Here is a 17893-nt window from a genome sequence, read left to right on the forward strand (position 1 = left end):
GTCTACCCCTAGAAATTGCGGAAAATGGCGGCCAGCAAGGCGCAGATGCCGTCGTTTGGACCCATTTTCAGGGGCGCAGTTACAAACGGGAAGCCAGTTTCGGTTATGCTGGCCCCTCCATAACTTGTCCTCCCGGACGATGTCTGACCCTTACCCTGCTCCCGAAGCGACCTCTGCTCGCTCAGCCAAACCCGCCACCAAATCCCTTCTAGACCGCCTGCTTTCCCTTGTGCGCCGAGAGCCCGAGGACCGCGAAGGCATCAAGGCCATTCTGGAAGCCGCCCACGACCGCCACCTGCTGGACGCGGAGTCCTACAAGATGATCAAGGGCGCGCTGGCCGTGTCCGAAGGCACTGTTGGCGACATCATGGTCCCGCGCTCGCGCATGGATCTGCTGGACGTCACGCAGCCCATCCCGTATCTGGTGGCCTCGGTGATCGAAACCGCGCACTCGCGGTTCCCGGTCTACGAAGGCGATCGCGACAACATCATCGGCATCCTGCTGGCCAAGGATCTGCTGCGCTGCATGCTGGAACCCGGCATTGAAGTGCGCACGCTGGTCCGCCCCGCCGTGTTCATCCCCGAATCCAAGCGCCTGAACGTGCTGCTGCACGAATTCCGCGCCAGCCGTAACCACCAGGCCATCGTCATCGATGAGCATGGCGGCATTTCGGGCCTGGTCACGATGGAAGACGTGCTGGAACAGATCGTCGGCGACATCGAAGACGAGTTCGACGAAACCGAGGAAGACGAGATCTTCCCCGAAGGCGAGAACCAGTGGCGCGTCTTGGCGGCCACCGACATCTCGCACTTCAACGAGGTGTTCGGCTGCCAACTGCCGGATGACGAATACGACAGCGTCGGCGGTTGGATGGGCGGCCAGTTGGGCCGCATTCCTCGCCGGGGCGACATCGCCGAATTCGACGGCCTGCGCATGGAAGTGGCTCGCGGTGACGCGCGCCGCGCCATCTGGCTGCGCGTCAAGCGCAACAACCCCACCCAACCCCCCCGCCCCAACGACGACGCATGAGCCGTACCCCGCGCAGCCGACTCCTGCGCGGCACCGCCGGCCTGATGCTGGCGGGCGCCGTGCACGCCCTGACTTTTGCGCCCGGCCCCTTGCCGGACTGGGCGTTGGCCATCACGCAAATCCTGGCGCTGGCCATCGCCGCGCGGGTCACCTTGACCGCACCGTCGGCCAAGCAGGCCTGGATGCGGGGCTGGCTGTTTGGCTTCACCACGTACGCGGTGGGCCTGTATTGGCTGTTCATCAGCATGCATCGCTACGGCGACCTTGCCGCGCCGCTGGCGGTCGCCGGCGTGCTGGCCTTGTCTGCCTTCCTGGCGTTGTTTCCCGCCACGGCCAGTGCGCTCACGCGCCGCTTTGCGCCGCTTGCGCCCGACTCAAAACCGTCCGCCATCCTGGCCTCCACGTTGACGTGGGCCGCCATGTGGGCGGGTTTCGAATGGCTGCGCGCGGTGCTGCTCACGGGCTTTCCGTGGCTGAACATCGGCTACGCCCATGTGGACAGCCCCATCGCGGGCTGGGCGCCAGTGCTGGGCGTGCACGGCATGGCGTTTGTGGCGGCGTTCGTTGCCGCCGCCATCGCCAGCCTGTGGCAACCGTCGCGCAAGAAAGCGATGGATTCGCGACAGGCCATGGCGGCGGGTATCGCGGTGGCGCTGGCTGCCGCGGGCTGGCCGCTGTCGCGCGTGGACTGGTCATCGCCCACCGGCGACCCGCTGAATGTGCGGCTGATCCAGGGCAACATCGAGCAATCCCAAAAATTCGACCCGGCGCTGCTGGAACAAAGCCTGGTGCGCCATCTGGAAATGACGGCCTTGCCGCCCGCCGCTGGCGTGCCGGCGCCGCAACTGGTTATCTTGCCGGAAACCGTGCTGCCCGTATTTCAGGACCAGCTTGATCCGCGCATTTGGGACGCCTGGCGCGGCGTGGCGGCGCGCGGCAACATGACCATTGCCATGGGCGTGCCGCTGCACGACCGCATCAACGGCCGCGAACGCTACACCAACAGCGTGATCGGATTCGACGGCAACACGCCGGTCGAGCAACTGGTGGGCGGCAGCACGGCCATGCGCTACGACAAACGCCATCTGGTGCCGTGGGGCGAATACGTGCCGCCGGGCTTTCACTGGTTCGTCGACATGCTGAACATTCCGCTGGGCGACTTTGATCGCGGCGGCGAACGCCAGACGCCGTTCGCGGTGGGTGGCCAGCACATCGCGTTCAACATCTGCTACGAAGACCTGTTCGGCCCCGATCTACTGCCGGCCTTGCAACCCGGCGACAACGGCGAACCGGGCGCGACCATCCTGGTCAACGTCAGCAACCTGGGGTGGTTTGGCGATTCCTGGGCCTTGCGCCAGCACTTGCAAATTGGCCGCCTGCGCACGATGGAAACCGCGCGCCCCATGCTGACCGCCACCAATACCGGCATCACCGCCGCCATCGACGCCAAGGGCCACGTTGCGGCTCAGCTCGCGCCGCTGCAAGCGGGCGTGCTGCCGGTGTCGGTGCAAGGCATGACCGGGTTGACGCCCTATGCGCGCTTCGGCGACAAGCTGGCGTTGGCGCTGGTGGGCTTGGCGCTGATCGCCGCCATCGGTACTGGCCGGAAATCCCGCCGGCCCTGATCCCGTATCAAGCGAACAGGCGCCGCCCCTGATCTCCAATCAAGCGAACAGGGGCCGCCCCTGTCTTCGTATCAGGCGAACAGGTTGGCGGGCAGTTTGCCGCTGTCTTGCGGCGGACGCAGCGGCCCCGAACCCGCGCCCGTCAGCTCAATCGCTTCGGCGATGATGTCCAGATCGTCACTATCCAACTCCAATTCCGCCGCCCCCAACAGGCCATTGACCTGCGCGGCGCTACGCGCGCCCACGATGGCGCCCGTGACCCCCGGCCACGCCAGCGTCCAGGCGGCCGCCACCGCCGCCACCGTGGTGCCATGCTGTTCAGCAATGGGTTTGAGCGCGTCGGCCAAGGCCAGATTGCGCTCCAGATTCGGGGACGTAAATTCCGCGTTGCGTGAACGCCAGTCATCCGCTGGCAGCGCCCGCGCTCGCGCCGCCGAGAAGCCGCCGGTCAACAGACCGGACTGCATCGGGCTGTAGACGATGACGCCCACATCGTGCTCCGCGCACCACGGAATCAAATCGGCGCCCGCGCCGCGTTGAATGGCCGAAAACGGCGGCTGCAACGAATCCACCTGCCCCAACCCACACGCGTCCTGCAACTGCGCCAGGTTGTGGTTCGACAAACCCACCGCCGCGACCTTGCCTTCCTGCTTCAAGTCGAGCAAGGTCTGCCAATAGGTTTCGATGGGCGTGTCGTCGCCCGCCGGCCAGTGCATTTGGTAGAGGTCGATGCGCTCTATGCCCAACCGGCGCAGCGAGTCTTCGACTTCTCGGCGAATGCTGGCGGGGGCCCCTGTGCGGCGAGGCATCGCTTGCGGATTTTCCGTGGACCACGTCAACCCGCATTTCGTGAAGACATAAGGCCGTTCGGCGGGCGCCATCTGCGCCAGCGCGCGGCGCACGATCTCTTCGGAATGCCCCAGCCCGTACACCGCCGCGGTATCGATCCAGTTGATGCCGCGATCTACCGCCAGACGTATCGCGGCAATCGAGTCCGCGTCGTCCTGCTGCCCCCAGCCGACTGCCCATCCATTGCCGCCGATTGCCCACGCGCCCAGTCCGATACGCGTAATGTCCATGCCACTGCGGCCCAGCGGCCGAGTGGGTAAAGAAGTGTTTGTGCGCATGCCGGATGTCTCAGGTTGGAGCGGCGCTATTTTTTTGCTTGAAAGCCGCATGATGAACAAAAAAATTTCCCTTCACGATATCACTGTCACAAGCCCTTGATTTTTCTGGATTCTGCACCAATCGCCCGGCACTCGCAGCCGAAAAATCGCTCAAGAAATGCGCAAAAAAAGGCGTCCTGCCCCTATTTTTTTTGAAGTTTTATGCTTTTTGCGCCACATCGACTTGCACACCCGATTTTGTTCGTGCATAATCTCGTTTCTTCGCCAACGGCACTAAACAAAACCGGCAACGAACTACGAAAAACGCACCATAAAACGTGTGTTCAACTCGTAAAACGTAGCAGGAATTGATTAGAGAAACGGGGGTATAGCTCAGCTGGGAGAGCGCTTGCATGGCATGCAAGAGGTCAGCGGTTCGATCCCGCTTACCTCCACCAGTCAACAGCGAAGAATGCGGTACAGCAAGTCCAAGTCCCCTTCGTCTAGAGGCCTAGGACATCACCCTTTCACGGTGAGTACAGGGGTTCGAATCCCCTAGGGGACGCCAGTTTACTGGCAGCAGTTAAGCAGTAGATAAGTGCAGTTGAAGTGACAAAGTAGTTGAGTAAGCCGCTGCGGAGCGGTAGTTCAGTTGGTTAGAATACCGGCCTGTCACGCCGGGGGTCGCGGGTTCGAGCCCCGTCCGCTCCGCCAAAAGCTCTCGCTCTGAGTCTTTCAAGAGCTCCGTCTTCGGGGCTTTTTGCTTTTATAGAGTGTGAGACCTTGTTGTCTGTAGTGTGAGACATCAAGTGCCCTGGGGGGTATAGCTCAGCTGGGAGAGCGCTTGCATGGCATGCAAGAGGTCAGCGGTTCGATCCCGCTTACCTCCACCAGTAAGCAGTACAGTAGTAAAGTTGTTTGCAGTTCTGTTAGTTCAGGTCCCCTTCGTCTAGAGGCCTAGGACATCACCCTTTCACGGTGAGTACAGGGGTTCGAATCCCCTAGGGGACGCCAGCTTTTCTGGCATGCAGTACCTAGTAATATCAAGCTGCCTTGACACCGCAGTGTAGTAATGAAGTTCAGTTAAGCCGCTGCGGAGCGGTAGTTCAGTTGGTTAGAATACCGGCCTGTCACGCCGGGGGTCGCGGGTTCGAGCCCCGTCCGCTCCGCCAAGCACTTTGTGCTTGTCAGCATCGCAGCATGCAAATCGCAGTACCCGCCTAGAGCTCCGGATTCCGGAGCTTTTTGCTTTTCAGCGCCTGTTTTTTTCAGCGCCTGCTTTTTTTCATGCGCCTCTCTTTTTCAGCGCCTGCACTTTTTTCGTGCATGCCACGCATGCGATTCATGCGCGAGCGCCGCGCCTCTCTCTACCCTCCCCCCCGCCGCTAAGACTCGTTCGTTTTGCCCTCTGGACAGCATCGCCATGCGCCTGCATTCTGTGTGCTCATGCCATGCGAACCCGAAGAGGACTACGTGACCGCAAACGCCGCCGCCCCCCACGCGCATCGCCAGCACCTGCAAAGCATCATTGCAGGCTTGAATGAAGGCATCATCGTGCTTGAACCCGACGGCTCCATTGCCTGGGCCAATGACAGCGCACTTGAGTTGCACGGCGCAGAATCGTTGGAAGCACTGGGCGACACGCCCGCCGGCTATCGCAAGCACTACACACTGACCTATCGCAACCATCACCGCGTGCCTGCGCGCCAGTATCCGCTGGACCGTCTGGCCGCAGGCGAAGCGTTCGATGACTTGCTGCTGGACCTTGGCCGCAAGGACGACGAAGACTTCCTGCGCAACGTCCGTGCACGCGGCTTGAATCTGGAAGGAGACAGCGGCGCCGACTACCGCGTGCTGATCCTGCATGACCAGACCGAGCAAATCAACGCCGAGCAGCGCTTTGAACGCACCTTCGGCGCAAACCCCGCGCCCGCGCTTATCTGCCGCTTGTCAGACCTGCGCTACGTCAAAGTGAACCAGGGCTTTCTGGAAATGACGGGCTACACGCGCGACGCCGTGCTGGGCAAGTCGGCTTATGAACTGGATGTGCTGGACGGCGGCGAAGACAAAGAAGAGGCCGTCGCCAAATTGAACGAAGGCGAGACCATTCCCCAACGCGAAGGCGTGGTGAAGCTGGCCGATGGCGGCGCCAAGTTCGTGATGGTGGCGGGCCAACCCATCGACATGCAGGACGAGCCCTGCATGCTGTTCACCTTCATCGACCTGGAAGCACGCAAGCGCACCGAGCTGGCGTTGCGCGAAAGTGAAGAGCGCTTCTCGAAAGCGTTCCTGCTTGCGCCCGTGCCAATGGCGGTATGCGAAGGCGACACGCTGCGCGTGCTGGACATCAATGACGCGTTTGCGGCGGCGACCGGCGCTTCGCCGGAAGCGAGCGTGGGCGAAATGCTGACCGACGTGGGCTTGCAGCCCTACGAAGGCATGGCCACGAGCCTGAAGCGCGGGGACAGCGCGCGCAACCGCGAGGCCACGCTACGCACGCAGGAAGGCGACACGCTGAACTGCCTGGTGTCTGCCGAGCCCGTCATGATCGGCGGACAGCGCCGCCTGCTGATCGTGATGCAGGACATCACCGAACGCAAACGCTCTGAAACCGAACTGCTGACTGCGATTGAAGCGGTGATGCAGGACACGTCGTGGTTCAGCCGCGGCATCATCGAAAAGCTGGCCCAACTGCGCGAACCGGCGCCCGCCTCTCGCGACGTCGCCGAGCTGTCGCAACTGACGGCACGTGAACGCGAAGTGCTCGGCCTGCTGTGCCAGGGCCACGACGATGATGGCATCGCCAAGAGCCTGAATTTGTCGCGCAATACGGTGCGCAACCACGTAGCCACCATCTACAGCAAGATCGGCGTGCATCGGCGCAGCGCGGCCATTGTGTGGGCGCGCGACCGGGGCATCACGGGACATGAAGCGGGGCGCGCGAAGGACAAACCCGCCAAAGACTGACCTTGGCGCCTGGGTATTTACAATTTGAATCAAAATATCCGGGGTGTTCGCGTCGGCGAAGATGCCATCGCGTTAGACAACGCCACCTGCTTAAATCGCCTATTTGATCCAAAAATGCCGGCAACCCGCCGGCATTTTCACGCCTGCGGCCTGCATTGCGCAAACCCTGCGCAGGTTCTTACGATCCGCCGATCCCGTGCTTGCCCGTTCCGGACAAGCGGCGCGATCCCCGTAAGACCGACAGGAGCCCGTTCATGCAGACCGCCTATATCCCCGTCCCGACAACATCCAAGCACACGCCCGCCCCCGCCTGGAGCACCGCGGACATCATGGCGCTTTACGAGCTGCCGTTCATGGACTTGGTGCATCGCGCCCAGCAGACGCACCGCGCGCATTTCAACCCGAACGCCATTCAGTTGTCGAGCCTGCTGTCGATCAAGACCGGCGGCTGTCCCGAAGACTGCGCGTATTGCCCGCAGTCCTCGCATTACGACACCGGGCTGGATGCCGACAAACTGATGCCGCTGGACGAGGTTGTCGCCGCCGCCCGCGCGGCGCAAGCCGGTGGCGCGCAGCGCTTCTGCATGGGCGCCGCGTGGCGCAGCCCCAAGCCGCATCACCTGCAAGCCGTGGCCGAGATGGTGACCGCCGTGAAGGCGCTGGGCCTGGAGACCTGCGTCACGCTGGGCATGCTGCGCGACGGCCAGGCCGAACAGTTGAAGGAAGCCGGCCTGGACTACTACAACCACAACCTGGATACGTCGCCCGAGTTCTACGGCAAGATCATCTCCACCCGCACGTACCAAGACCGCCTGGACACGCTGGACCGCGTGCGCGACGCCGGCATCAACGTGTGCTGCGGCGGCATCGTCGGCATGGGCGAATCGCGCCGCGAACGCGCCGGGTTGATCGCACAGCTGGCCAGCATGGAGCCGTACCCCGAGTCGGTGCCGATCAACAACCTGGTCCAGGTGGAAGGCACGCCGCTGGCGAATGTGGATGCGCTGGACCCATTCGAATTCGTACGCACCATTGCGGTGGCGCGCATCACGATGCCGCGCGCCGCCGTGCGCTTGTCGGCAGGCCGCGAGACCATGGACGATGCCTTGCAGGCCTTGTGCTTCATGGCCGGCGCCAATTCCATGTTCTACGGCGACGCGCTGCTCACCACCGCCAACCCGCAGATGGAGGCCGACCAGCGTCTGCTGGAACGCCTGGGCATGCGGGTCGATGCAACGCAGCATCATGCCCAGCAGCCTGCGCAACCGAACGCGCAACAACACCCGCAACAGCATCCGCAGCAGCATCCGCAACAGCACACGCAACCCCACACGCAACCACGCGCAGGCGCGACGTGCCGCTGACCCCGGGCGTGCTGTATCTGCTGGCCAGCGTGGGGTGCAGCGTCACCGTTGCGGTGCTGCTGAAGCTGGCGCGCCGCTACGACATCGACGTGCGGCAGGCCATCGCCGTCAACTACGCGGTGGCCGCCCTGCTCTGCTGGGCCGTGCTGCGCCCCGACACGGCCACGTTGATGACGCCGCACACACCGTGGGCCGTGCTGGCGGCGCTGGGCGTGCTGTTGCCCAGCGTTTTTCTGGCGATGGCGGCGGCGGTGCGGCATGCGGGCATCGTGCGCAGCGATGCGGCACAGCGGCTCTCGCTGTTCATCCCGCTGTTGGCGGCCTTCGTGCTGTTCGGCGAACCCGTCAGCGGCCGCAAGCTGGCGGCGATTTTGCTGGCGTTCACGGCATTGGCGTGCTTGTTGCGACGCGCGGGGTCCGGTCGCCCGGGACACCGTAACCCGATGCCCGGCCATCCGGCATCTGGCAGCCCGGCATCTGGCAGCCCGGCATCTGGCCACCCGGCATCTGGCCACCCGGCATCCGGCGGCTCGTCTACTGGCCCAGCGGCACCGGACGGCCGAAATCTGTGGGTCTGGCCGCTGGTGGTGTGGGCAGGCTATGGCGTCATCGACATCCTGTTCAAACAAGTGGCGCGCGCGGGTACGGCCTTCTCGGGCGGTTTGTTGTTGGCGTTTGTGCTGGCAGGGCTGCTGATGCTGGCCTATCTGCTGGCCCGCCGGGTGCGATGGGAGCGCCGCCATCTGCTGGCCGGCGTGGCGCTGGGGCTCGCCAACTTTGGCAATATCCTGACCTACATCCGCGCGCACCAGTCGCTGCCGGAACATCCTGCGCTGGTGTTCGCATCGATGAACATGGGCGTGATTACGCTGGGCACGCTGGTGGGCGCGTTAGCGTTCCGCGAGCCGCTGACGCGCATCAATGCGCTGGGCATCGTGCTGGCGCTGACCGCGATCGTGCTGATGGCGCCCTGGTAAGGGCGCAGGGTCAAGTGCCGGTGCGGCGCTCGGGTTCGGATGCGTCAGCCTCGGCTGCCGCTTCTGTCCTGGCGCCGATTGCCCTAGCGTCGACGGTTCCTGCTTCGGGGAGCCCACCAGCATCGGCTGCCGCACCATGGGCTGCCCCAGCTTCTGCTACCCCAGCTTCTGCTACCCCAGCATCGGCTGCCGCAGCCTGGGCTGCCCCAGCATCGCCCGCCACATCCGTCACAGGCGGGGCCGGCGCGGCCGACGGGTCGGGTTGCACCATTTCCATTGCAATATCGTTCTCAGGATCAACACGCGGGTCCAGCACCGCCGAGGCGGGCGAGCTTTGCAGCGTGTCGGGCATCGGCACGAAATGCGTTGGCGCTTCGTCGACCTGATGCGCGCCGGTCACGCGGGTCGGGCGCACCTGCCAAACCAGGATCAACGCGCAAGCCGAGATGAATACGTAGTACATGCTGGGGCCAGCCAAGGACATCAGCAGACCCGCCACCATGGGGCCGATGCACGCGCCCACGCCGTAGGTCATGAGCAGCACGGCGGACAGGCTCACGCGGCGCTCGGATTCAACGTGGTCGTTCGCGAACGCCGCGCCCAGCGGATACAGGGTGAATTGCAAAATGCCGAACACGCACGACAGCGCCACCATCGCCCAATACGGCAAGGTCAGCCAGCCCCACATGACCGTGGGCAGCAGCACCAGTAGCAAGGCGTTGAAACGGATCAGGCCCGCGCGGTTGATGCGGTCAGACAGCCAGCCCATCGGCCATTGCGACAACAGGCCGGCGGTAACGGCGGCCGCGACAAAGATAGCCGCCTGCGACGTCGACAAACCATGCTTGGCGCCATAGACGGCAGCCAGGCCATAGAAGGCGCCGGATAGATTGCCCGCCACGAACAACACCGTCATCGACAACGGCACGCGGCGCATGAAGAAGCGGATATCCAGCGGCGCAGGCAACGGCGTGGGCGGGTGAGAACGCGCGGTGACGGCAATAGGCACCAGACACAGCACCAGGCACATCGCGACGAGCGTCAAGGGACGCAGGTCCAGCGTGGCGTAGGCGGTCAGCGCCAGTTGCCCCAGCACCGTGCCCAGCCCGGACACCACCATGTACACCGAGAACACCCGGCCGCGCTGATGGTTTTCCGTCTGCTCATTCAACCAGCTCTCGATGACCATGAATTCGGTCACCATCACCACGCCTGAAATCACGCGGAACACCAGCCACAGCGGCATGGAGTCGACCAGCGTCTGGGCCAGGATCATGCTGGTGGCGATGGCCGCACAGGCAACGAACGCGCGGATATGTCCCACGCGGATGATGAGCTTGTGCCCCAGCCGCGCCCCGCACACCAGGCCCAGGTAGTAGCCGGCGATCAACGCGCCGATCCACACTTCGCTGACGGACTGTGACGTCAGCCGAAGACCCATATAGGTGTTGAACAGACCCGTGCCGATAAGCATCAGCAAGGTCGCGAAGTACAGCGACGAGAAAGAGGAGATGGTGGCGAGCATGGCGTTGGCAACCGCTGCTGGCAATAGCGCGGCAGGCTGCAAAGGCAACCTGCCGCGTTGAGCGGTAAGACAGGAACTACGTTAGATCAGACTTGCGACAACATCGTGGCGGCGTCGCTGACTTCGAACTTGCCAGCAGCTTCCACGTTCAGTTGCTTGACCACGCCGTCGACGATCAGGGCCGAGTAGCGTTGCGAACGCACGCCCATGCCGCGCGCGATCAGGTCCAGTTCCAGACCCAGTTCCTTGGTCCACAGCGCCGAGCCGTCGGCCAGCATTCGAACCTTGCCTTCGGTCTTCTGTTCACGGCCCCAGGCGCCCATGACGAAGGCGTCGTTGACGGACACGCACCAGATTTCATCCACGCCCTTGGCCTTCAAGGCGTCGGCTTGTTCCACGTAGCCAGGCAGATGCTTGGCGGAGCAGGTCGGGGTGAAAGCGCCCGGCACGGCGAACAGCGCGATGGTCTTGCCGCGGGTCAGGTCAGCGACCTGGAACGCGTTGGGGCCCAGCGAGCAGCCGGCGGTTTCGGTTTCGATGAATTCGGTCAGGGTGCCATCCGGCACGCGGTCGCCGACTTTGATCGTCATGTAAATCTCCAGGATGTAGGGGGTGATGCATTGAGGCAGGAGCGCCTCACATCCGCCATCATAGTTCCTGTATGGCTCACTTGCTGCGTGAGACCGCGCAAGGAAAGAAAGTCGCACAGTCTGAAACGACTCCATACCCTGGCTACATGGGAAGGAAACGGCTGCTTGCCATAATGATGTAGTAACCCACGCCCGCGGCGCTTGGGGTTCCCCTGTGTGTTCAGTGCTATTTCCAGCCCTGCGGGCATTGAGCGGAGATTCAATGATGCGAAAGATCTTGACCGGCTTGGCTTGGGTCCTGGCCACCGCAACGGCCCCGGCCTGGGCCGCCCCGGATGCGGCCGATCAGGCCCAATACGATTCCTTCGTGGTCGCGGCAGGCGCCTCCAATGGCGCGGCCCGTGCTTGTGGCGCATCGGAACCGGATTTGGCGCAGCATCAGGCGACGTCTAAGAAAAACCTGATGCAGTACGCAGAGGAGTATGGATTTTCGTCTAAGGAATACGAGGGCTTGTTTCAGAAGGGCCTGGGAGACGGGAAGACGATGATGGAGGATATGAAGCGGTCTGGCGTGGATGGATGCCGGGGCGTGCTGGGGAGCTTTCAGAACGAGCGGGTGATGGGATACGAGGAGATGAAGGGGGTGTTGGCAGAGGTTAGTGATGGGTTGCCGGGGGAGAAGGCGCAGTAGCTTTTTTTGACGTGGGGTTGTTGGTTCGTAAGGCGCCCGACGGGCCGGTGCCTGGGGGTGGGCGGGTCAACGATTGCGGTCCGGAGCCTTCGCTCCGGACGCTCCCTTCGTCATCGTTGCGGCCTGCGGCCGCTGCCTTCGGATTCCCTCGGGCTTATCGACTCCCCGCCCACCCCCAGGCACCGGCCAGTCGGACTCCGCTGGTTAAATCTTGGCGGCCCCGGGGAAGAACGGTGTGCTTGGGGTTCTGCTGCACCAAGAGAGGTGGTGGAGGATCTTGCGGGGCCCGCCCCCGGCCGGCCGCGCGGGCGGCCTTGGGGGGCTTACGCGTTGTGGTGCGTCGTGACGAAGTTCGCTTCGCGTATGGCTGCTGGGCGCCGGTTCTTTTTGGCGCTGGTGGCCGTTTGAAGCAATTTGCGGGGTCGTCCCTTGTCGGCCGCGCGGGCGGCCTCGGGGACTTGGCGATGTCTGACGTTGGGATGATGCCGCTGTGCGCTTGCAGAAAGTGGCCTTGCGGGGCTTGCCTCAACCCGGCCGCCCGGGCGGCCGGGTTGAGGCTATCGTGATGTGCTGCGTCGTGACGGTGTTGAATGTCTTCGTGGGAAGAATCGCTTGACGATGTTGATTGTCTTCGTGGGAAGAATCGCTTGCCGCGATTGCTGCTGCAAGTCACCCGAAACCTATCATTCACCCAAGCATGATGCCCGTCACTTGAACCCAAGTGCGTGGCGCGCAACGGGTTGCCATGCGCAAGACAGTGCGCGCCGCGCGCCACCCTTTACCCCCCAAAAAGCTGCGGCGGGCCATTAGAAAACCGCTCCGCAAACTCGCGAAGCGAACACTGCTCAAACGCCCACCGCCGCGTATGCCGAGTAAGGCCGCCCGCGCGGCCGCCACTCGGCGGGCCCCGCAGCACTCGTGGCTAAGGCACACCCTAGCAGCTCGACATGCCAAGACRGCGGCAGCCCGTCGGCGCGGTGGCCCTGSCTGCGCGCAACCTCGATGCGCCCGAGGGAATCTGAAGGGAAGGCCAAAGGCCTGGACGAAGATGACGAGGGGGACGTCCGGAGCGAAGGCTCCGGACCGCAATCGTGGGCGCGCGCAGTCAGGGCCACTGCGCCGACGGGCGACCTACGAAGACCGTCAACCGTCCCACGAAGACCATCGACCTCCCCACGAAGACCGTCGACCACCCCACGAAGACCGTCAACCGCCCCACGAAGACCATCAACCGCCGCAAAAAAAACTCCCCCTAAACTCCAAGCCCGTTCTGCTTGAACCAATCCAGCATCCGCGTCCAAGCCTGCTCCGCCTCCGCCTTCCGATAAGACGGCCGATAGTCCGCATGAAACGCATGCGGCGCATCCGGATAGACATCGATCCTTGACGCCTTGGCCGCAGCCGGCCCCTTCGCCAGTTCGATCCGCATCTTATCCACGTCCGTCTGCGGAATCCCTGCGTCCTTGCCGCCGTACGCGCCCAGCACCGGCGCCTTCAGCTCGTTCACCAGGCTCAACACCGACTTCGGCTTCAGCTCGCTCGGTTCGCCCGCCAATTGGCCGTAGAACGCCGCGCCGGCTTTCAGTTTCGGGTTGTGGGCTGCGTACAGCCACACTTGGCGGCCACCCCAGCAGAAGCCCACGATGCCCAGCTTGTCAGCGTCGCCGCCATTCGCCGCCGCCCATTTCGCCGTCGCATCCAGGTCGCCCTGCACTTGAATGTCTGGCACTTTGCCGATCACCTCGGCTTGCAGCTTTGGAATCTCGGTGTACTTCGACGGATCGCCCTGGCGCGCGAACAGCTCCGGGGCAATCGCCAGATAGCCCAGGTGAGCCAGACGGCGGCAGACGTCCTGGACATATTCATGCACCCCGAAAATCTCGGACACCACAATCACCGTCGGCAGATTCTTCTTGCCCTGTGGCGCGGCGCGATACGCAGGCATCTTGCCGTCAGTCGTGGGGATATCGATCTTGCCGGCCGTCAGCCCCTTGGCGTCCGTGGCGATGGCGGTCTGAGCCACGGCGGGGCCGGCTGCCAGCGAAAAGCCGGCGGCGACGGTTGTGGCGATGAAACCCCGGCGGTCCAGCCGCAAAGGCGGCAACAGGCTGTCGAAGTGCGCGTCCTGATCTTTCATCGAGAATCTCCTGGCAAAAGTAGGCCGGGGGACGCGATGCGCACCCCCGATTGACCGGCTGGTTTCACTTCAGGGAGAAGTCCACGCGCGAGGGTTGCCCCTCGTCCTTGATGCCGTCCGCGTCCAGCTGCGGCGCAACGATGAAGACACGATCCGCGAGTCCTTCCTGGGCTTGCAACTTCTCATACACCGCCTGCGCGCGGGCATCCGCCAATTGGCGTAACTGCTCATCCCCCACCGGCGCCACGCTGCGCAACATCGCTTCCATCTGGTCCGGCGGCACCGACTTCGACATGCCGATGAAGTTGCGCGGCTTGTCCTTGATGTCGGCGTCGTCGTAGACGGCTTCCAGATACTTCGCGCGTTCAGCGGGCGAAACCTTGACGCCCGCCACGTTCGGCTTCTTGCCGCGCGGCGTGGTGTCGGCGGCCTTGGCGGCGCGGATCTGGTTGTCGACCCAAGCTTGGCGCAGGCCTTCCAGATCGGTCTTTGGGTCAGCGCGGCCGCTGATGTCCATCTTCAATGCGGGGCGATCCGTCAGTGCCTTGGTCAGCGTGTCGATACGCTGGAGCGTGTCTTCCGTCAGCGCCGCGCTGCCAGGCGCGAACTCCACGTAAGACAGTTCTTCGCCGCCCCCGAAAGCAGAGGCCAGCAGGCTGAACGGCGACGTCACCGCTTTAACCACCAGGTTCATCAGCACGCGCACCACGATGCCGCCCACCGAGAACTCGGGGTCGTCCAGCGAACCCGAGATCGGCAGGTTGATATCGATATTGCCGCGCGAATCCTTCAACAGCGCCACGGCCAGCAGCACCGGCAGCTTGGTGGCGTCGGGGCTGTTGGTCTTGTCGCCGAACGTCAGCTGGTTCAGCACCACGTGGTTCGAGGCTTGCAGCGCGCGGTCCTTGATCTTGTATTCCAAGTCCACCGACAGCTTGCCGCGCTTGATCGGGTAGCCGACGTACTTGGCCGAATAAGTGTTGAAGCGCGGCAGGTCCACGCCCTTGGCCGACGCCTTCAAGTCCAGCGTCAGGAACTTGGCGAAGGGCTGCACGATGCCGCTGATCGACAAAGGCGCCGTGGTGTAGACGCGGCCCGTCACCTTGACCTTGGCGGGCTGCGGATTGGTAGACGACACGGCCGTGATTGCGCCTTCGATGGCGGACAACTCCGCCACGTAATTCGGTTTGACGAAGCGGTCGGTAAACGTCATGCGGCCACGCGTCAGCGTGACGCTGTTGACCGCAATGTCCGGCATGCCCGCGCTTGCACCGCCCGAGCTGCCCTTGGCTGCGGCGGCAGGCGCGGCAGCGGGCGGGGACGCTTGCCGGCCCGGCGTCTGCGTGTCTTGCGTGATCGAGCCGCCTGCCTGCCCGGGCGCGGCGATCAGGTCCATCACGTTCAGCCGGCCCTGCGCGTTCAGCAGGATGCGGCCGTAGAAGTCTTCCAGCGCGATGTCGCCCAGCTTGGCCGCGATCTTGTCACCCGCCACCGACACGTCCATGCCCACGAAACCCAGGCGCTTCCAGTTCAGGAAGTCGTCGTTGTTGACGCGGTCCTGCAAGTCGACGCCGGTGACTTCGACGCCGCCCTTCCAGTTGACCTTCATCGGCGCATTGCCGGCCGCGGCCGCGAAGTCGACGTTGCCTTTGGCGCCCAACGTGATGGCACGCACCGTCGCATTCAGGCTGGATGCGGCATACGGCGCGAACGCGGCCACGTTCAGCTCGGACAAGTCCACCGACGACTTCAGCGTCAGCGGCTGCGGGGTGAACGCGCCCTTCAAGTCCAGCTTGCCGTTGCCCTGGATGCCGGCGGCGGCCACCGTGAAGTTGCTTTGCCCCGGGCCCATGGCCAGGCGGTCGGCGGTGACGTGCAGCGTTTGCAGGGCGATATCCAGCGCGGGCTTGAGCGATTCGTCGCGCGCCTTGAATTGCGTCAGGTCGGCTTGCACGGCCGTGGCGGACGCATCAATCACGCCGCCCTTTTCTTTGACATGGACCTGCGCAGAGGCGCCCAAGCGGCCATCTTGCAGCAGGATCGGCGCCACGCTGCGCACGGCGGGCGCAAGCGGCGCCAAGGCGATGTTGCCCATCCGTACGCCCAATTCCAGCGACAGCGGCTTCAGCTCCAGCGGCCCCTTGGCGCGTATCCAGCCGCCGTCGGTGCTGTTGTCCACAGTCAGCCAGAGGTTGACAGGCTGGTCCTTGACCTCGGGGATCTCCACGCCTTCCACAGTGACGGCCATGCCGGTCATGACGTAATCGAGCTTGCTGATCGCATCGGTGACGTAGAGCTCGCCTTCGTGCAGGTTGAAGGCATCCAGCGTCACTTTCCATTCCGCGGGAGCGGGGGCTGGCGGCGTGGTGGCGGCGGTAGCGGGTGCGCCGGGTGCGGCGGGCGTGTTCGGTGTGGGGGATGTGCCGGGCGCGGGCGGCGTGTTCGGGGTGGTGGATGTGCCGGGCGAGGCCGGCGTGTTCGGTGTGGTGGGTGTGCCGGGCGAGGCCGGCGTGTTCGATGTGCTGGGTACGCCGGGCTTGCTGGGCACGGCGGCCGCGTCAGGCGTGGCTGGGGTTTGTGCCGCACCGGCCTCCGGGGAGACCTGGGCCTTCGTTTCCGCCTCGGCCTTCGCCGCCGCCCCTTTGGGCTCCACCTTCAGCCCCATGTCGCGCTTGAGCTTGTCTGCGACCGGCGTTTCAGTCGGCGCAATGCCGCCCAGCTGCTTCAGCTTGGCGACGACGTCCTGCCAATTCAGATGTTCGTTCGTATAGCGGCGCACATGAATCTGCGGCGCCCACAGGCCGATTTCGCCGATATAAAGCTGGCGTGCAATCGGCTCCAGTTCAAGACGCGTGACCGTCAGCGCGCTCCAGGCGGCCAGGCGGTCACCAGCGGTGTCATGCAGATCAAAGCGGCGCAGGCCCAGATCACCCACCACGCGGATTTTCGGCGGCGCGTCCTTGGGCTGCTCGAACACAACTTGAAGATTGGAATCCAGCAGCGCGCTGTCCAGCTTGAACGGCAGCGGCATCGGCCACACGTCCGCCCACTTTTCCAGTTGCAGGCCGTTGAAGGCCACGCGCAGGGTCGATGACGGCACCTTGTCGAACGGGCGGGCCACGCCCGTCAGGTCGAACGGGCTGCCGTTGATGCGCAAGTGCAGCCGGGGCTGCACGTCGATGTCGGTGGCGTAACCGAAGTTGGAAATGAACGGCACGCCCACGGCCAGCTCATCCACCACCTGCTTGCGGCCGGTGACTTTGTCATCCAGCGTGATGGTGCCGCCCTCGATCACCATGTTGTTCAGCGAAAAACGCGGCAGGCCTTCATCAGGCTTGGGCGGTTCTGCGGGCTTGGCGGCAGACAATTCCTCGATGCGTTGGGAAATATCAGAGAAGTTGAAGCGCGTGACGTCTTCGCGCACGACGCTGATGGTAGGCTGGCGCAGCGTCAGACGATCAACGACGGGCGCAAACCAGAACAGCGAGCTCCAGGCGGCGCTGGCATCCAGTTCGGCCAGCGTCAGCAGCGGTGTCGGCGAACCCGGCTGGGCAACGGCCAGGTCGCGGGCGCGGAGGGTGAGCGTGAAGGGATTGAAGCTGATCTTGCCGACGGAAACGTCGCGGCCAATCATCTTGGATACGTCGTCCGTCAGGACGTTGTGCAGTACCTTGGGGACTTGCCAGGCGGCAACGCCGAACAGGATCAGCACAAACGCCACGATGCCCACCAGGATCTTGCCGGCGCGCCGGGTGAGCCGAAGCTTTGGCATCCGCACGGGCATCGAGAGTCTCCTGATACGAGTTGAAGGCGATTATCGCGCCCTGGTTAACGCTCGTCTATCATAGGCGCAACAGCGGCCCGCCCGGCCAGCCGGGACC

11 protein-coding genes and 6 tRNA genes are annotated in these 17893 nt (G+C 64.0%); 12 read left to right on the forward strand and 5 right to left on the reverse strand.

The features are described 5' to 3' along the window. The first annotated feature begins 139 nt into the window (after positions 1 to 139). Together AC1DSJ_RS24660 and lnt are read left to right on the forward strand one after the other, a co-directional pair. Positions 140 to 1030, forward strand: a complete 891-nt coding sequence (locus AC1DSJ_RS24660) for an HlyC/CorC family transporter (protein WP_441372332.1) — start codon at positions 140 to 142, stop codon at positions 1028 to 1030. Next, positions 1027 to 2655, forward strand: a complete 1629-nt coding sequence (gene lnt, locus AC1DSJ_RS24665) for an apolipoprotein N-acyltransferase (protein WP_441372333.1) — start codon at positions 1027 to 1029, stop codon at positions 2653 to 2655. The genes AC1DSJ_RS24660 and lnt overlap by 4 nt, the downstream gene beginning before the upstream one ends. 71 nt (positions 2656 to 2726) lie before the next feature. Here lnt and AC1DSJ_RS24670 read toward each other — a convergent pair whose 3' ends face one another. After that, positions 2727 to 3782 carry an aldo/keto reductase gene (locus tag AC1DSJ_RS24670; RefSeq protein ID WP_346551052.1) on the reverse strand — a complete coding sequence of 352 codons (1056 nt, stop codon included), beginning with the start codon at positions 3780 to 3782 and terminating at the stop codon, positions 2727 to 2729. Between the two features lie 361 nt (positions 3783 to 4143). Between AC1DSJ_RS24670 and AC1DSJ_RS24675 the strand changes: the two genes are divergently transcribed. The 9 genes from AC1DSJ_RS24675 to AC1DSJ_RS24715 all read left to right on the forward strand — a co-directional run bounded on the left by AC1DSJ_RS24675 (position 4144) and on the right by AC1DSJ_RS24715 (position 9069). After that, positions 4144 to 4219: transfer RNA gene (locus tag AC1DSJ_RS24675), tRNA-Ala, on the forward strand. Positions 4220 to 4253: 34 nt separating this feature from the next. After that, positions 4254 to 4329 (forward strand) — tRNA-Glu (locus tag AC1DSJ_RS24680). A gap of 69 nt (positions 4330 to 4398) precedes the next feature. Then, a tRNA-Asp gene (locus AC1DSJ_RS24685) sits at positions 4399 to 4475 on the forward strand. Positions 4476 to 4578: 103 nt separating this feature from the next. After that, positions 4579 to 4654 (forward strand) — tRNA-Ala (locus AC1DSJ_RS24690). Positions 4655 to 4699: 45 nt separating this feature from the next. Further along, a tRNA-Glu gene (locus tag AC1DSJ_RS24695) sits at positions 4700 to 4775 on the forward strand. Between the two features lie 81 nt (positions 4776 to 4856). Then, a tRNA-Asp gene (locus tag AC1DSJ_RS24700) sits at positions 4857 to 4933 on the forward strand. A 301-nt stretch (positions 4934 to 5234) separates the two neighbouring features. Further along, on the forward strand, positions 5235 to 6728 hold the full coding sequence (locus tag AC1DSJ_RS24705; protein ID WP_441372334.1) for a helix-turn-helix transcriptional regulator: 1494 nt from the start codon (positions 5235 to 5237) through the stop codon (positions 6726 to 6728). A 254-nt stretch (positions 6729 to 6982) separates the two neighbouring features. Next, positions 6983 to 8092 carry a biotin synthase BioB gene (gene bioB / locus AC1DSJ_RS24710; protein WP_441372335.1) on the forward strand — a complete coding sequence of 370 codons (1110 nt, stop codon included), beginning with the start codon at positions 6983 to 6985 and terminating at the stop codon, positions 8090 to 8092. Continuing rightward, on the forward strand, positions 8089 to 9069 hold the full coding sequence (locus tag AC1DSJ_RS24715; protein WP_441372371.1) for an EamA family transporter: 981 nt from the start codon (positions 8089 to 8091) through the stop codon (positions 9067 to 9069). The genes bioB and AC1DSJ_RS24715 overlap by 4 nt, the downstream gene beginning before the upstream one ends. Positions 9070 to 9079: 10 nt before the next feature. On the opposite strand, the gene AC1DSJ_RS24720 is transcribed toward AC1DSJ_RS24715, so the two are convergent. After that, positions 9080 to 10594: an MFS transporter gene (locus AC1DSJ_RS24720; RefSeq protein ID WP_441372336.1), complete on the reverse strand. Its 1515-nt coding sequence runs from the start codon at positions 10592 to 10594 to the stop codon at positions 9080 to 9082. 86 nt (positions 10595 to 10680) lie between these two features. Then, on the reverse strand, positions 10681 to 11184 hold the full coding sequence (locus tag AC1DSJ_RS24725; RefSeq protein ID WP_054422572.1) for a peroxiredoxin: 504 nt from the start codon (positions 11182 to 11184) through the stop codon (positions 10681 to 10683). 265 nt (positions 11185 to 11449) lie between these two features. Between AC1DSJ_RS24725 and AC1DSJ_RS24730 the strand changes: the two genes are divergently transcribed. Next, complete coding sequence (locus AC1DSJ_RS24730) at positions 11450 to 11875, forward strand: hypothetical protein (protein WP_175171512.1); 426 nt, start codon at positions 11450 to 11452, stop codon at positions 11873 to 11875. 1252 nt (positions 11876 to 13127) lie between these two features. Here the strand turns inward: AC1DSJ_RS24730 and AC1DSJ_RS24735 are convergent. Then, on the reverse strand, positions 13128 to 14012 hold the full coding sequence (locus tag AC1DSJ_RS24735) for a dienelactone hydrolase family protein (RefSeq protein ID WP_054422573.1): 885 nt from the start codon (positions 14010 to 14012) through the stop codon (positions 13128 to 13130). 64 nt (positions 14013 to 14076) lie between these two features. Further along, complete coding sequence (locus AC1DSJ_RS24740; RefSeq protein WP_441372337.1) at positions 14077 to 17796, reverse strand: DUF748 domain-containing protein; 3720 nt, start codon at positions 17794 to 17796, stop codon at positions 14077 to 14079. Positions 17797 to 17893 lie beyond the last annotated feature (97 nt).

The sequence above is a fragment of the Achromobacter sp. 01N37 genome (assembly GCF_056399725.1).

Bases quoted from the DNA above. Each gene is read 5' to 3' on its own strand.
- AC1DSJ_RS24660 (WP_441372332.1), top strand. From the start codon at position 140: ATGTCTGACCCTTACCCTGCTCCCGAAGCGACCTCTGCTCGCTCAGCC.
- lnt (WP_441372333.1), top strand. From the start codon at position 1,027: ATGAGCCGTACCCCGCGCAGCCGACTCCTGCGCGGCACCGCCGGCCTG.
- AC1DSJ_RS24670 (WP_346551052.1), bottom strand. From the start codon at position 3,782: ATGCGCACAAACACTTCTTTACCCACTCGGCCGCTGGGCCGCAGTGGC.
- bioB (WP_441372335.1), top strand. From the start codon at position 6,983: ATGCAGACCGCCTATATCCCCGTCCCGACAACATCCAAGCACACGCCC.
- AC1DSJ_RS24720 (WP_441372336.1), bottom strand. From the start codon at position 10,594: ATGCTCGCCACCATCTCCTCTTTCTCGTCGCTGTACTTCGCGACCTTG.
- AC1DSJ_RS24725 (WP_054422572.1), bottom strand. From the start codon at position 11,184: ATGACGATCAAAGTCGGCGACCGCGTGCCGGATGGCACCCTGACCGAA.
- AC1DSJ_RS24730 (WP_175171512.1), top strand. From the start codon at position 11,450: ATGCGAAAGATCTTGACCGGCTTGGCTTGGGTCCTGGCCACCGCAACG.
- AC1DSJ_RS24735 (WP_054422573.1), bottom strand. From the start codon at position 14,012: ATGAAAGATCAGGACGCGCACTTCGACAGCCTGTTGCCGCCTTTGCGG.
- AC1DSJ_RS24740 (WP_441372337.1), bottom strand. From the start codon at position 17,796: ATGCCCGTGCGGATGCCAAAGCTTCGGCTCACCCGGCGCGCCGGCAAG.